Source organism: Micromonospora sp. IBHARD004, assembly GCF_052814115.1.
The window spans coordinates 3,457,356-3,470,711 of the sequence record NZ_CP199934.1 but is presented as its reverse complement, the minus strand read 5'-3'; the positions used below and the strand labels follow the sequence as shown (position 1 = coordinate 3,470,711).

General features: G+C 72.1%; 12 protein-coding genes. 9 read left to right on the top strand and 3 right to left on the bottom strand.

Annotated elements, in window-relative coordinates; all coding sequences use genetic code 11:
- Nucleotides 1–22 precede the first annotated feature (22 nt).
- The 5 genes from ACTWO6_RS16855 to ACTWO6_RS16835 all read left to right on the top strand — a co-directional run bounded on the left by ACTWO6_RS16855 (nucleotide 23) and on the right by ACTWO6_RS16835 (nucleotide 5,683).
- Nucleotides 23–1,189: an ABC transporter ATP-binding protein gene (locus tag ACTWO6_RS16855; protein ID WP_446214782.1), complete on the top strand. Its 1,167-nt coding sequence runs from the start codon at nucleotides 23–25 to the stop codon at nucleotides 1,187–1,189.
- Nucleotides 1,186–2,163: an ABC transporter permease gene (locus tag ACTWO6_RS16850; protein WP_446214781.1), complete on the top strand. Its 978-nt coding sequence runs from the start codon at nucleotides 1,186–1,188 to the stop codon at nucleotides 2,161–2,163. Before ACTWO6_RS16855 ends, ACTWO6_RS16850 begins: the two co-directional genes overlap by 4 nt.
- 3 nt (nucleotides 2,164–2,166) lie before the next feature.
- Nucleotides 2,167–3,201 (top strand): ABC transporter permease, encoded by a 1,035-nt coding sequence (locus ACTWO6_RS16845; protein ID WP_446214780.1) that lies wholly within the window; start codon nucleotides 2,167–2,169, stop codon nucleotides 3,199–3,201.
- Nucleotides 3,198–4,205 carry an ABC transporter ATP-binding protein gene (locus ACTWO6_RS16840; protein ID WP_446214779.1) on the top strand — a complete coding sequence of 336 codons (1,008 nt, stop codon included), beginning with the start codon at nucleotides 3,198–3,200 and terminating at the stop codon, nucleotides 4,203–4,205. Before ACTWO6_RS16845 ends, ACTWO6_RS16840 begins: the two co-directional genes overlap by 4 nt.
- Before the next feature lie 65 nt (nucleotides 4,206–4,270).
- Nucleotides 4,271–5,683 (top strand): GH1 family beta-glucosidase, encoded by a 1,413-nt coding sequence (locus tag ACTWO6_RS16835; RefSeq protein ID WP_446214778.1) that lies wholly within the window; start codon nucleotides 4,271–4,273, stop codon nucleotides 5,681–5,683.
- Nucleotides 5,684–5,758: 75 nt separating this feature from the next.
- Here the strand turns inward: ACTWO6_RS16835 and ACTWO6_RS16830 are convergent, their stop codons facing one another.
- From ACTWO6_RS16830 to ACTWO6_RS16820, 3 genes are all read right to left on the bottom strand, one after another.
- Nucleotides 5,759–7,021, bottom strand: coding sequence for an ROK family protein (locus ACTWO6_RS16830; protein ID WP_446214777.1), 1,263 nt, complete (start codon nucleotides 7,019–7,021; stop codon nucleotides 5,759–5,761).
- A gap of 107 nt (nucleotides 7,022–7,128) precedes the next feature.
- Complete coding sequence (locus tag ACTWO6_RS16825) at nucleotides 7,129–7,752, bottom strand: GNAT family N-acetyltransferase (RefSeq protein WP_446214776.1); 624 nt, start codon at nucleotides 7,750–7,752, stop codon at nucleotides 7,129–7,131.
- Nucleotides 7,753–7,802: 50 nt separating this feature from the next.
- Nucleotides 7,803–8,504, bottom strand: coding sequence for a VOC family protein (locus ACTWO6_RS16820; RefSeq protein ID WP_446214775.1), 702 nt, complete (start codon nucleotides 8,502–8,504; stop codon nucleotides 7,803–7,805).
- A 100-nt stretch (nucleotides 8,505–8,604) separates the two neighbouring features.
- Here ACTWO6_RS16820 and ACTWO6_RS16815 point away from each other — a divergent pair, with 100 nt between their 5' ends.
- The 4 genes from ACTWO6_RS16815 (at nucleotide 8,605) to ACTWO6_RS16800 (ending at nucleotide 13,169) form a co-directional block, all read left to right on the top strand.
- Nucleotides 8,605–9,591, top strand: coding sequence for a helix-turn-helix transcriptional regulator (locus ACTWO6_RS16815; RefSeq protein WP_446214774.1), 987 nt, complete (start codon nucleotides 8,605–8,607; stop codon nucleotides 9,589–9,591).
- Between the two features lie 334 nt (nucleotides 9,592–9,925).
- Complete coding sequence (locus ACTWO6_RS16810; protein WP_446214773.1) at nucleotides 9,926–10,891, top strand: carbohydrate ABC transporter permease; 966 nt, start codon at nucleotides 9,926–9,928, stop codon at nucleotides 10,889–10,891.
- On the top strand, nucleotides 10,888–11,733 hold the full coding sequence (locus ACTWO6_RS16805) for a carbohydrate ABC transporter permease (protein WP_446214772.1): 846 nt from the start codon (nucleotides 10,888–10,890) through the stop codon (nucleotides 11,731–11,733). The genes ACTWO6_RS16810 and ACTWO6_RS16805 overlap by 4 nt, the downstream gene beginning before the upstream one ends.
- Nucleotides 11,734–11,762: 29 nt before the next feature.
- Complete coding sequence (locus ACTWO6_RS16800) at nucleotides 11,763–13,169, top strand: ABC transporter substrate-binding protein (RefSeq protein WP_446214771.1); 1,407 nt, start codon at nucleotides 11,763–11,765, stop codon at nucleotides 13,167–13,169.
- Nucleotides 13,170–13,356 lie beyond the last annotated feature (187 nt).

Genomic DNA, 13,356 nt, shown 5'->3' with positions numbered 1-13,356 from the left:
CAACCCCAGACAGGAACTCGGCATGACGTTGAGCGAGAGCGCGGCGGCGCCGGTCGACGAGGTGGTGCTGGAGGCCGTCGGCCTGACCAAGCACTTCCCCGTCCGCAAACGGCTGCGTGACCTCTTCTCCCGGACGCCGGCAGTCGTGCACGCCGTCGACGACGTATCGTTCGCGTTGCATCGCGGCCGGGTGACCGCGCTGGTCGGGGAGTCCGGCTCCGGCAAGTCCACGGTGGCCCGGCTGCTGGCCCAGATCTACCCCCGCACCGCCGGCGACATTCGCCTGCACGGCACATCGACCAGGGTGCGCGGCGGTCGTCCGTTCCGGTCGTACGTGCGACGTGTCCAACTGATCCTGCAGGACCCGTTCGCGTCGTTGAACCCGGTGCACACCGTCCGCTACCACCTCACCCGATCGCTGCGGATCCACGGCAACGCGGGGCGCAGCGCAGAGGATCTGGACAAGGCCCTGGCCGATCTGCTCACCCGGGTCAGCCTCACCCCGCCCGAGCGCTACCTGGACGTGTTCCCGCACGAGCTCTCCGGCGGCCAGCGGCAGCGCGTCGCCATCGCCCGGGCGCTCGGCGCCGACCCGGAGGTGCTCCTCGCCGACGAGCCGGTCTCCATGCTCGACGTCTCGATCCGCCTCGGCGTGCTCAACCTGCTGCAGGACCTCAAGGAACGGCTCAACCTCGCGATCCTCTACATCACGCACGACATCGCCTCGGCCCGCTACTTCGCCGACGAGACGATCGTGATGTACGCCGGCCGCATGGTCGAGGGCGGCGACAGTGAGACCGTCACCCAGAACCCGGCCCACCCGTACACCCGGCTGCTCACCGCGTCGGCACCGGACCCCGAGCGCATCACCGGCGACGGCGCCGGCATCGACGAGGCCGCCGGGAAGGACCGCGGCCACGGCGAGCCGCCGAGCCTGATCAGCCCGCCCGCCGGCTGCCGGTTCCACCCCCGGTGCCCGCACGCCATGCGGCGCTGCACCGCGGACCTGCCGCCGCGGCTGAGCATCGGCGACCGGCCCGGCCACTGGACGGCGTGCTGGCTCTACGATCCGGCCACCGTCGCCGCCGACGCCCCCGGCTCCGCCGCTCCCGACGCCGACCCGGCCGTGCCGCCACCCCCGGCGCTGGTCGAGCGGGAAGACACCGCCACGCGGGGGGAGGCACGATGAGATTCCTGCTGCAGCGCATGGCCTTCTACCTGTTCACGGCGTGGGCGGCCATCACGCTCAACTTCTTCATCCCGCGGATGGTCCCGGGCGACCCGGTCCAGTCCCTCATCTCGCGCAACCAGGGCCGGATCAGCGCCGACGCCATCCAGTCGTTGCGCGTGCTGTTCGGGCTGGACGAGAACGAGAACATCTGGGAGCAGTACCTCGACTACTGGGGGCAACTCCTCCACGGTGACCTGGGGCTGTCCTTCACCTTCTTCCCGGCGCCGGTGTCGACGGTGATCGGCGACAGCCTGCCGTGGACCGTTGGCCTGGTCGGCATCACCACGATCATCAGTTTCCTGCTCGGCACCGCGCTCGGCGTCGGCGCCGGCTGGCGGCGCGGCTCGTGGGTCGACGGACTGCTGCCGGCCACGACGTTCCTGTCCTCGATCCCGTACTTCTGGTTGGGCCTGGTCGCCATCGCCCTGTTCGCCGGGCCGGGGAGCTTCTTCCCGTCCTCCGGCGGCTACGAGCCGGGCCTGGTGCCGGCGTTCGACCAGTACTTCATCCCGAGCGCCATCCAGCACAGCATCCTGCCCGCCGCCACCATCCTGGTCTCCTCGATGAGCGGATGGATCCTCAGCATGCGCAACATGATGGTCACCGTCTCGTCGGAGGACTACATCACGGTCGCCCACGCGAAGGGGCTGTCGGAGCGCCGGGTGGCCCTCAGCTACGCCGCCCGCAACGCGCTGCTGCCCAACGTCTCGGGCTTCGCCCTGTCGCTCGGGTTCATCGTCGGCGGCACGCTGCTGGTGGAGATCGTCTTCTCCTACCCGGGTCTCGGCTACCAGCTCTTCCAGGCGGTGGGCGCCAAGGACTACCCGCTGTTGCAGGGGATCTTCCTGATCATCACGATCTCCGTGCTGGTGGCGAACCTGCTCGCCGATGTCGCGTACCTGCTTCTCGACCCGCGGACCCGAAAGAGCTGAGCGATGACAATCTCACCGTCGAGCATCGAGCAAGTCATCCCCGGTCAGGGGGCGATGGCCCAGCCGGCGGCCGCGCCGGGCCGGGCGAAGCGGCGCCGGTTCCGGTTCGTGGCCAACGCCAAGGCCGCGACCGGCCTGGTCATCCTGGCCGTCTACTGCCTTTTCGCGGTCATCGGGCCGTGGGTGGCGCCGTACGACCCGGACGCGCGCAGCGGCGACGTCCTCCAGCCGCCGTCGACCACGCACTGGTTCGGCACCACCCATCTGGGTCAGGACATCTTCAGCCAGATCCTGGTGGGCGCGCGCAGCGTGATGGTCGTGGGCCTGATCGCCGGCGTGCTGGCGACGATCCTGTCCATCCTCATCGGCGTGACGGCCGGCTACATCGGCGGGGCGGCCGACGAGGGCCTGTCGGCCCTGTCCAACGTGTTCCTGGTCATTCCCGCGCTGCCGCTGATCATCATCGTGACGTCGATCGTCGAGCAGGCCAGTGACACGCTGGTCGCGCTCATCATCGGGTTCACCTCGTGGGCGTGGGGCGCCCGCGTGCTGCGCGCACAGACGTTGTCGCTGCGGCGCCGCGACTATGTCGAGGCGGCCCGGGCGACCGGCGAGCGGACCTGGCGCATCATCCTGTTCGAGATCCTGCCCAACCTAACCGCGATCATCGCGTCCGGCTTCGTCGGCACCGTCATCTTCGCGGTCATGTCGGAGATCACCCTGGCCTTCATCGGCATCTCGTCGATCTCGTCCTGGAACTGGGGCACCATCCTGTTCTGGGCGCAGGGCCAGCAGGCCCTGGCCCAGGGCGCCTGGTGGTGGTTCGTCCCGGCCGGGCTGGCCATCGCGCTGCTCGGCACCGCCCTCGCCCTGATCAACTTCGGCATCGACGAGTTCGTCAGCCCCCGGCTGCGCAGCGCCGGCAAGACCCGGATCCGCACCGCCGACGGCCGCACCGTACGGATGCGGGTCGGCTTCACCCCCGTGCTGGCGCCGGCCCGTCCGGTGCCGGCCCCCCGAGAGGAGGTCGCCCCGTGAGGGATCCGGTGCTGGAGATCCGCGGGCTCCGCGTCGACTACGGGCTCGGCGACGCCGCGGTGCACGCCGTCCGCGACGTCGACCTGACCCTGCACCGCGGCGAGGTGCTGGGGCTTGCCGGGGAGAGCGGCAGCGGCAAGTCCACCCTGGCGTACGGACTGACCCGGCTGCTCCCCCCGCCCGGCGTCGTCAGCGGCGGCGAGGTGATCTACCACCCGGTCGGCGGCCCGCCGGTGGACGTGCTGACCCTCAGCCCGGCCCAGCTGCGGCAGTTCCGCTGGGCGGAGACCTCGATCGTGTTCCAGGGCGCGATGAACTCGCTCAACCCGGTACACAAGGTCTCCACCCAGCTGCTCGACGTGATCAAGGCGCACGACCCGCGGAGCACCGCCGCCGGCCGGCTGGCCCGGGCCCGGGAGCTGCTGCGCCTGGTCGGCATCGCCGGCGACCGGCTGGACAGCTACCCGCACCAGCTCTCCGGCGGCATGCGGCAGCGGGTGATGATCGCCATGGCGCTGGCGCTGGAACCGCAGGTGGTCATCATGGACGAGCCGACCACCGCGCTGGACGTGGTGATGCAGCGGCAGATCCTCGGCCAGCTCGCCGAGCTGCGTGAGCGGCTCGGCTTCGCGGTGCTGTTCATCACCCACGACCTGTCGCTGCTGGTCGAGTTCTCCGACCGGATCGCCATCATGTACGGGGGTCGGATCGTGGAGGAGGCGCCGGCCGCCGAGCTGTACCGGCGGGCCCTGCACCCGTACACCGACGGATTGCTGCACTCCTTCCCGGCGCTGCGCGGCCCGCGCCGCGAGCTGACCGGCATCCCCGGGTCCCCGCCGGACCTGCGCGCCATGCCCACCGGGTGCGCATTCCACCCCCGCTGCCCCCGGGCCTTCACGCCCTGCGACGCCGAGCTCCCACCGCTCGGCCCGCCCGGTGACGACGACCCGGGGCGCGCCGTCGCCTGCTGGCTGCACCCCGCCGCCGCGGCGGTCCCCCGGTGAACCGTCGCGGCCCGACCGGCCCGACGACCACCCCCGATCCCGAACCACCACCCGCGAGGAGAACCATGGACAGCGACCGCACCGCCCGGGCCGCCACCGGGCAGGCCGACCCGATCGACACCCTCCCGCCGACCTTTCGCTGGGGCGTGGCGACCTCGTCGTACCAGATCGAGGGCGCGGTCGCCGAGGACGGCCGTACCCCGTCCATCTGGGACACCTTCTGTCGGGTGCCCGGGGCGGTGGCCAACGGGGAGAACGGCGACGTGGCCTGCGACCACTACCACCGGATGCCGCAGGACGTCGCACTGATCGCGGACCTGGGGCTGGACACGTACCGCTTCTCGGTGGCCTGGCCGCGGGTGCAGCCCGGCGGGCGCGGGCCGGCCAACCCGGCCGGGCTGGCCTTCTACGACCGCCTGGTGGACGAGCTGCTCGGCCGCGGTGTCGACCCATGGGTCACCCTGTACCACTGGGATCTGCCGCAGGAGCTGGAGGACGCCGGCGGCTGGCCGGTCCGGGACACCGCGTACCGGTTCGCGGACTACGCGGAGCTGGTCTTCGACGCGCTCGGCGACCGGGTGAAGACCTGGACCACGCTGAACGAGCCGTGGTGCTCGGCGATGCTCGGCTACGCCTACGGCGCCCACGCGCCGGGCCGCCGGGACCTGGGCGACGGAATCGCCGCGGCGCACCACCTGCTGCTCGGCCACGGCCTGGCGGTGCAGCGGCTGCGGGCGGCCGCGCAGGGGCCGGTGGACCTGGGCATCACCGTCAACCTGGCCACCGCCGACCCGGCCACCGACAGCCCGGCTGACCGGGACGCCGCCCGGGCCGCCGACGGCCTGGGCAACCGGCTCTACCTCGACGCGCTGGTCCACGGCCGCTACCCGGAGGACGTGGTGGCCGACCTGGCCCGCGAGGGGGTGCGCATCCCCGTCGAGGAGGGCGACCTCGCGGTCATCTCCACCCCGTTCGACGTGCTCGGCGTCAACTTCTACTTCGGCCAGCTCTTCTCCGGGGTGGACGAGCAGGGGCGGGAGCGCGACGACGCCGGCCGGCCGGTGCAGCGGGTGGTCCGGCGGGACCTGCCGCGCACCGCGATGGACTGGGAGATCGTCCCGGAGTCCTTCACCGAGCTGCTGGTCCGGCTCAGCCGCGACTACCCGGGGGTGCCGATGGTGATCACCGAGAACGGGGCGGCGTTCGACGACCGGCCCGACGCCGACGGTTTCGTCGCCGACGACGACCGGGTGACGTACCTGACCGAGCACCTGCGGGCGGTGGCCCGGGCCCGACTGGCCGGGGCGGATGTGCGCGGCTACTTCGCCTGGTCGCTGCTGGACAACTTCGAGTGGGCGTACGGCTACGACAAGCGGTTCGGCATCGTGCGGGTCGACTACGACACTCAGCGGCGCACCCCGAAGCGCAGCGCGCTCTGGTACCGCGACACCGTCCGGCGGGTCCGCGGGGAGCGGTGACCGGTGACGAGGCGGGCGCCCGGGGAGACCTCGGGCGCCCGTCCCGGGCCGGCGCGGTGTCGCCGGCCCGGTGGCTCAGCGGGCGCGGGAGCGGGGGCGGCGGGCCGCGCGCGGCGGCGTCGTGGTCACCCGGGCGACCAGGTCGCGGGGCACGCCGCCGTCGCGCAGCAGCCGGGCCATCGGCAGGGTGGCCGCGCCCATCGCGACCGCGTCCGGTCCGAGCTGGCACAGCTCGATCGAGGTCTGCGCGTACGGCTGGCGCAGCGCGTGCCGCGCGGTGGCCTCGCGGATCTGCGGCAGGTACCGCTCCCCCAGCGCCAGGCCGGCCCAGCCGCCGAGCACCACCCGCTCCGGGTTGAAGAGGTTGACCAGCGTCGCCACGCCCGCGCCGAGGTAGCCGACCGTCTCGTCGAGCACCTTCGCGGCCGTCCGGGTCGAGGAGCGCAGCACCTCGCCGAAGGCGCTCTCCTCGTCGGCGCCGACCGCCGGGCGGCCTCGGTTGGCCTGGCGGAACCGATCCAGCACCCCCTCCGCCCCGACGTACGCCTCCAGGCAGCCGAGGTTGCCGCACCGACAGCGGCGACCGCCGTACACGATCGTGGTGTGGCCCCACTCGCCGGCGCTGCTGTGCGCGCCCCGGTAGCCCACCCCGTCGGCCACCACGCTCGCGCCGATCCCGGAGCCGACCAGGGCGATGACGGCGTGCCGGGCGCCCCGGCCGGCGCCGAACCACATCTCGGCCTGGCCGAGGGTCTTCGCGCCGTTGTCGACATGCACCGGGATATCGGTGCCGGCGCGCAGCATCGCGCCCAGCGGCACGCCGTCCCAGCCGAGCGTCTGGGCGTGCACCACGGCGTCGGCGGTCCGCTCCACCGTCCCGGAGACCGCCACGCCGAAGCCGAGCACCGCGGCCGGGTCGACGCCGGCCTGCTCGACCACCGCGGCCAGCCCGTGCAGCAGGTGGGTGGCCACGGCGTGCGGGTCCGGCTCGGCGGCGGCGATCGGGTATTCGGCCTTGGCCAGTGCGGTCATCGCCAGGTCGAAGAGCTCGACCTGGACCCGGGTCTCGCCGACGTCGGCGCCGACCAGGTAGCCGTAGCCGGGGGCGACCCGCAGCAGCACCCGGGGACGGCCCCCGTCGGACTCGACCGAGCCGGCCTCCTCGACGATCCCTTCGCCGATCATCTCGCCGACCAGGTTGCTCACGCTGGCCAGGCTCAGCGCGGTGCTCTGCCCCAGCTCGTGGCGGCTGAGCGGGCCGTCGAGCCAGATCCGGGTGAGCAGCACCGAGCGGTTGGCGCGGCGCATGTCGCGCACGGTGGTGCGTTTGGCGTCCATCTCCGCCCACCTTTCCTGTCGCCACCGGCGGCGGCCCCACCCCGGGAGGCGTCACCGCCAGATTAATGCCATGAACCAAGTTCCGAAGAACGGGCCTGGCCCGGTGGTCAGAAGTCGATCCGCATCACGACGCGCCTGAGCGTGGGCCGGTTGACCTCGGCGAACCCGGCGGCGGCGAAGATGCTCCGGCTGCCGACGTAGAGCTCTCCCCAGGCCATCTCCTGGCCCGGCTCCGTGATCATCGGATAGCCCTCGACGGCGCGGGCGCCGCGCGCGCGGGCGAAGTCGACGGCGGCGCGGGCGAGCGCACGGCTGACCCCGCGGTGCCGGAAGCCGACGCGGGTGACGAAGCAGGTGACGGCCCAGACGCCCTCGTCGGTCTTGTCCTCGTCGCGACCGGTCCACGGGACGCGGGTGCGCAGCAGACGCTCGTACGCGGTGCGCGGCTCGACCGCACACCAGCCGACGGGTTCGCCGTCGAGGTAGGCGACCAGGCCGCTCGTCGTGCCGGCCTCGGAATTGCCGCAGTCGGTCTGCTCGCGCAGCCGGTGGGCGCGTTCCTCCACCGGAACCGACCGCCACTGCGAACCACGGGTCTTGAAATACTGGCACTGGCAGCGGGACGCGTCGCCGCGCGTACCGAAGACGACCCGCAGGTCGTCCCAGCTCGCCTCGTTGGCGGGCACGACGGAGATCACTGTGTCCGTCGTCGTCCGGGTCGTGTCGGCCATTCTCGTTCGCACACCTCCACCAGCGCGGCGAGCCCTGGTCACGCTACCGCTCATCGGGCGCCCGGCTCAGGCCCCATCCAACCGGCCGTGCCGACGCAGGCCTCGTTGCCCTCGGCGTCGGCCAGCACCCAGTACGCCGGCAGGTACTCGTCGGTCAGCAGGCGACCGCCGGCCGCGACCGCCGCCGCCACCCGGGCCTCGGCCTGGTCGTGCGGCACCCAGACGTCGATGTGCATCCGGTTGCGCTGCGGGCGCGGTGCGTCCATCTGCTGGAACCAGAGCAGCGGCCCGCGACCGCGCGGGTCGATCAGGTCCTGGTCGCCGTCGCCGCGGTCGATGTAGCCGAGCAGGGCACGCCAGAACGGCAGCACGTCGGGACCGACCAGCGCGTCGATGGTGACCTGGACGTTCTGCAGGCCGCCCGGGTCGGCGGGCAGGCCCAGCTCGCGCGCCACCGCAGAGATCCGCCGGGCCAGCTCGACGTCGCGCGCGGTCAGCCCGTAGAAGCCGGGGATGATCGTGATCAGCCGTACGGTCACGCCCGCGTGCCGCACGTCGACGTCCGGGTGGTGATCGTCCAGGCCGGCCAGCTCGCCGATCGCCTGGACGAACCGGGCGCCGGCCGCGAACGACCCGGTGCGGAAGTACGCGCACGCTCCCTCGCCCAGCACCCGCCAGTCCCCGACCCCGTCGGCCTCGTGGAACTGGCGCGGGGTGATCCGCTCGGTCGGGTCCGTCGACAACTCAGCCATGTCACTCCTCTCGCCGGGCGGCGCCGGGGGCGGCGCCGCCGACCCAGTGTCACCCGAGTTCCCGACACCTTCTGTCGTATATCTGGTTCAGGATGGGGCCGTGCGTGCCTCGCGAATGATGACCCTGCTGCTCCAGCTCCAGGTGCGCGGCCAGGCCAGTGCCCGGGAGCTCGCCACGCACCTGGAGGTCAGCGAGCGGACCGTGCAGCGGGACATCGAGGCGCTGGTGGCGGCCGGGATACCGGTGCGGTCGACCCGCGGGCCGGCCGGCGGATACCGCCTGGACCGCGGCTACCGCACCCGCCTGACCGGGGTCGGCCTCGACGAGGCCGGGGCGCTGGCGTTCCTCGGCCTCGCCGGCCCGGCCGAGCAGCTCGGGCTGGGCGAGATGCTGGAGGGCGCCCGGATCAAGGTCTGGGCCAGCCTCACCGGCGAGGCCCGGGAGCGCGCCGGCCGGACCGTGGAGCGGTTCCACCTGGACCCGGTCCGCTGGTACGGCACGCCGGAGCCGGTACCGTGCCTGACCCAGCTCGCCGACGCGGTCTGGCGCGACCGTAGGGTGCGCCTGCGGTACGTACGGGACGGGCGGGCGACCACCCGGGAGATCGACCCCCTCGGGCTCGTCCTCGCGGCCGGCGACTGGTACCTGGTCGCCCGGCGCGACGGCCAACGCCGCACCTACCGGGCCTCCCGGGTCCACTCCTTGGAGCTGCTCGACGAGCCGGTGGCCCGCCCGGCCGGGTTCGACCTCGCGCGGTGCTGGGCCGAGGCGCGCCGGGAGCTGGAGGACGAGGAGCCCGGCGTCGAGGTCACGGTACGCGTGGCCGCGAGGGCCCTGCCGCGGCTGCGCCGCCTGGTGCCCGTCCACGGGCAGGCCCTGGTCCCGGTCACCGCGACCGAGGAGGTCGAGCTGACGGTCCCGTTCGAGAACGAGTCGTGGGCGTGCTCGGCCCTGCTCAGCCTGGGCGCCGCCGTCGAGGTCCTCCGCCCGGAGGCCATGCGCGCACGGGTGGCCGACGAGACCCGCGGCGCCGCCGCATACTACGCCCCACCGGTGCCTCCGCCCCGCGCGCGGCCGGTGGAGTAGGCGGCCGGGTCCGGCATTGGGGCGGGAATCTCTCCTCGTGCCGGGCCGGCAATGGTAGGTCCGGCGGGGACGGCCACCTTGGAGGAGACCGAGACCTTCACCCGGGCGGTCACTGACTTCGTCACGTCCGAGGTGGCCCTCATCGCCGCGACATCGCCACGGATCGTTACTGAACGGCGGGGTCCGCAGCGCGGCCAGCAGCGTCTTCGTCGATGAAGCCCAGCGTGGGAGTGACGCTGCGTAGCGCAACGTCATTGCCGCGCCAGCCATCAGTCACCTGATCGACCACGGGACAACCCCGGTCGGACGCGTGAGCGGTACAAGGTTCCCCGATGTGACAGCTCCAACTCTGCTGGCGGGCGGGCCGTTCGCCGACGCGTCCGCCGACCGGCCGCCCGGCCGGACCCGGCGCGGCGCCACCCCGGTGCGAACCCGGGAGGCCGCACTCGGCCTGCTCTTCGTCCTCCCCGGCCTGGCCGGCCTGGGCGCCTTCGTGATCTTTCCGCTCTTCCAGGCGGTGTACCTGGCCACCCGGGGCAACGACATCCTCGGCAACCCGACCCGCTCGGTCGGACTGCAGCACTTTCACGAACTGCTCACACCGGCCTTCGGCACGCTGCTCTGGCAGACCCTGGTCTTCACCGTCCTGGTCGTGGTGCCCGGTGTGCTGCTGCCCCTCGCCCTGGCCGCGCCGATGAGCCAGCGACTGCCCGGCATGCGGATCTTCCGGACCGCCTTCGCCCTCCCGTTCGCCTACTCGGTCTCGGCGGCCAGCGTGGTCTGGCTGATCATGCTGAACCCCGGCGTCTCCCCGGTGAACTGGGCGCTGGGCCTGGTCGGCGCTCCCGCGCCGAACTGGACCACCGAGCCGGGCTGGGCGATGGCCACCGTGGTCGGGGTGACGGTCTGGATGGTCTCCGGCTTCAACCTGCTGGTGCTCGCCGCCGGCCTGGCCGGGGTCGACGAGGAGGTGCTGGAGGCGGCCCGGATGGACGGGGCCACCGGCCCCCGGCAGTTCGTCAGCATCGTGCTGCCGATGATCTCGCCGAGCCTCTTCTTCGCCGTGGTGACCACCACGTTGGCCGCGCTCCAGGCGCTCGGCCAGGTGCAGATCATGACCGACGGCGGGCCGAACGGACACACCCGAACGCTGGTCTATTCGATCTTCGACAACGCGTTCCACAACAACAACAGCAACTTCGGGCTGGCCAGCGCGCAGGGGCTGGTGCTGCTGGTGATCGGCGTGCTGATCGCCGTGCTGCAGTTCGGCGTACTGGAGAGGCGGGTGCACTACCGGTGAGCAGGAGCGTGAACCGGCCCGGTCCGGTACCGACCGTCCTGACCTACCTCTGGCTCGGCGTCGCCGCGGTGGTGCTGCTCTTCCCGGTGCTGCTCACCGTGATCGGCGGCTTCCTGCCGTCGAACGCGCTGCTGCACCAGCCGCCGCAACTCTTCAGCGGGCACTGGACGCTGGAGAACTACCGGGCCGCGTGGCGGCAGCCGGTGGTGCCGCTCGCCCCGGCCTTCGTCAACTCGCTCTTCGTCGGGGTGAGCGTGATGCTCGGGCACCTGGTCACCTCGTGCCTGGCCGCGTACGCCCTGGTCTTCCTGCGCAGCCCGTTGCGCCGGCCGATCTTCTGGCTGTTCCTGGCCACGATCATGGTGCCGTACGAGTCGATCGTGGTGCCGAACGCGCTGTTCATCCGGTCGCTGGGCATCAACGACAACCGGCTCAGCCTGATCCTGCCCTTCCTGGCCACCGGCTTCGGCGTGTTCATGCTGCGCCAGGCGTTCGCCCAGTTCCCCCGGGAGCTGCGCGAGGCCGCCGTCATCGACGGCTGCGGCCACCTGCGGTTCCTCGTCACCATCCTGTTGCCCGCCACCCGGCCGGCGTTGATCGGCATCGCCGTCTGGTCGTTCCTGCAGGGCTGGAACATGTACTTCTGGCCCTTGATCATCTCGTCCAGCAACAACTCCCTGAACACCCTGCAGACCGCGGTCTTCGCCCTCAAGGACAACGAGGGCGGCAGTCCCGCCGTGCTCCTGGCCGGCATCACCATCACGCTGGTGCCGACGCTGCTGCTGGTCGTCTTCGGCCAGCGCTGGCTCGTCCGGGGCTTCACGGCCGGCGCGGTCAAGTAATCACCTCACCCCAGTAGTAGGAGGAACCAGTGCGTACCACTCTGCGCCGGGTGGCGGTCGGGCTCTCGCTCGCCGCCCTCACGGCCACCGCCGCGGCCTGCGGTTCGGCCACGGCGAACACCAGCGACGCGACCGGCGGCGCGGGCGCGCCGGCCGCCAGCGCCCTGGACGGCAAGGGCGAGGTGTCGATCGACTTCTGGCACGCGATGAGCGGCAAGAACGGCGAGGCGCTCCAGCAGCTCACCGACCAGTTCAACGCGAAGAACAAGGGTCGGGTCAAGGTCAACCTCCAGTTCAAGAACACCTACGACGACACCCTGTCGGCGTACAAGGCGGCGCTCAACAGCGGCCAGGCGCCGGACGTGGTGCAGGTCTACGACATCGGCACCCGGTTCATGATCGACTCGAAGTCGACGATGCCGGTGCAGTCGTTCGTGGACGTCGACAAGACCAACACCTCGGACATCCAGCCGAACATCGCGGGCTACTACTCGGTCGACAACAAGCTCTACTCGATGCCGTTCAACACCTCGATGCCCCTGCTGTACCTGAACAAGACGGCGTTCACCAAGGCTGGCCTCGACCCGACGAACCCGCCGAAGACCCTCGACGAGATCACCGAGGCGGCCCGCAAGCTGACCGTCAAGGACGCCAGCGGCCGGGTCACCCAGTACGGCTTCGGCGCCGCGCTCTACGGCTGGTTCCTGGAGCAGTGGACCGCCGCCGGCAACCAGGAGTACTGCGACCAGGGCAACGGCCGTGACGGCCGGGGCACCACCGTCCAGCTGGCCACCGACGACCACGTCAAGCTGCTGGCCTGGTGGAAGAAGATGGTGGACGAGGGCCTGGCCCCCAAGCTGGACAGCAACACCACCACCGCGGACAACGCGTTCACCGCCGGCACGGTGGCGATGACGCTGGAGTCGACCGGCTCGCTGAGCGGCTTCCTCAAGAGCACCGAGGGCAAGTTCGAGCTCGCCACCGGCAACTACCCGAAGATCAACGCCGGCGACGCGGGCGGCCCGATCATCGGTGGCGCCTCGCTGTGGGTGGTCGGCAAGGGCAAGGACGACGCGCACAAGCGCGCCGCGTGGGAGTTCGTGAAGTTCCTGTCCGACAAGGACTCGCAGGCCACCTGGCACACCTCGACCGGGTACTTCCCGATCAGCAAGGGCGCCCTGGAGACCGACGTGGACAAGCAGTGGGTGGCCCAGCGGCCGCAGTTCCAGACCGCCATCACGCAGCTGCAGAACACCCCGCTGAGCAAGGCGACCCAGGGCTGCCTGCTCGGCGCGATGCCGCAGGCCCGCAAGGCCGCGGAGCAGGCCATGCAGGCGGCGGTGCTCAGCGGTACCGACCCGCGGGTGGCGCTCGAGCAGCAGCAGCAGGCGCTGGCCGGCCCGATCAAGGACTACAACCAGTCCGTGGCCGGCTGACCGCCGCAGCCCGGACCTCGTCGGCCCGTTCCCACCGGTCCCACCCCGAAGCGGAGCCGATCGACGCCGGCCGACCGGACGCCCACCCGGCGTCCGGTCGGCCGGCGTCCGCGTCCTGCGGCGCGGGCGGGTGGTAGCTGGTCCTCTCAACCCCTCGGCGCGTACGGCCCGCTGGCTCCGGGCGGCC

Excerpts from the sequence above, each read along its gene's own strand:
- ACTWO6_RS16835 (WP_446214778.1), top strand. The coding sequence starts at position 4,271 with ATGGACAGCGACCGCACCGCCCGGGCCGCCACCGGGCAGGCCGACCCG.
- ACTWO6_RS16825 (WP_446214776.1), bottom strand. The coding sequence starts at position 7,752 with ATGGCCGACACGACCCGGACGACGACGGACACAGTGATCTCCGTCGTG.
- ACTWO6_RS16855 (WP_446214782.1), top strand. The coding sequence starts at position 23 with ATGACGTTGAGCGAGAGCGCGGCGGCGCCGGTCGACGAGGTGGTGCTG.
- ACTWO6_RS16830 (WP_446214777.1), bottom strand. The coding sequence starts at position 7,021 with ATGGACGCCAAACGCACCACCGTGCGCGACATGCGCCGCGCCAACCGC.
- ACTWO6_RS16850 (WP_446214781.1), top strand. The coding sequence starts at position 1,186 with ATGAGATTCCTGCTGCAGCGCATGGCCTTCTACCTGTTCACGGCGTGG.
- ACTWO6_RS16845 (WP_446214780.1), top strand. The coding sequence starts at position 2,167 with ATGACAATCTCACCGTCGAGCATCGAGCAAGTCATCCCCGGTCAGGGG.
- ACTWO6_RS16820 (WP_446214775.1), bottom strand. The coding sequence starts at position 8,504 with ATGGCTGAGTTGTCGACGGACCCGACCGAGCGGATCACCCCGCGCCAG.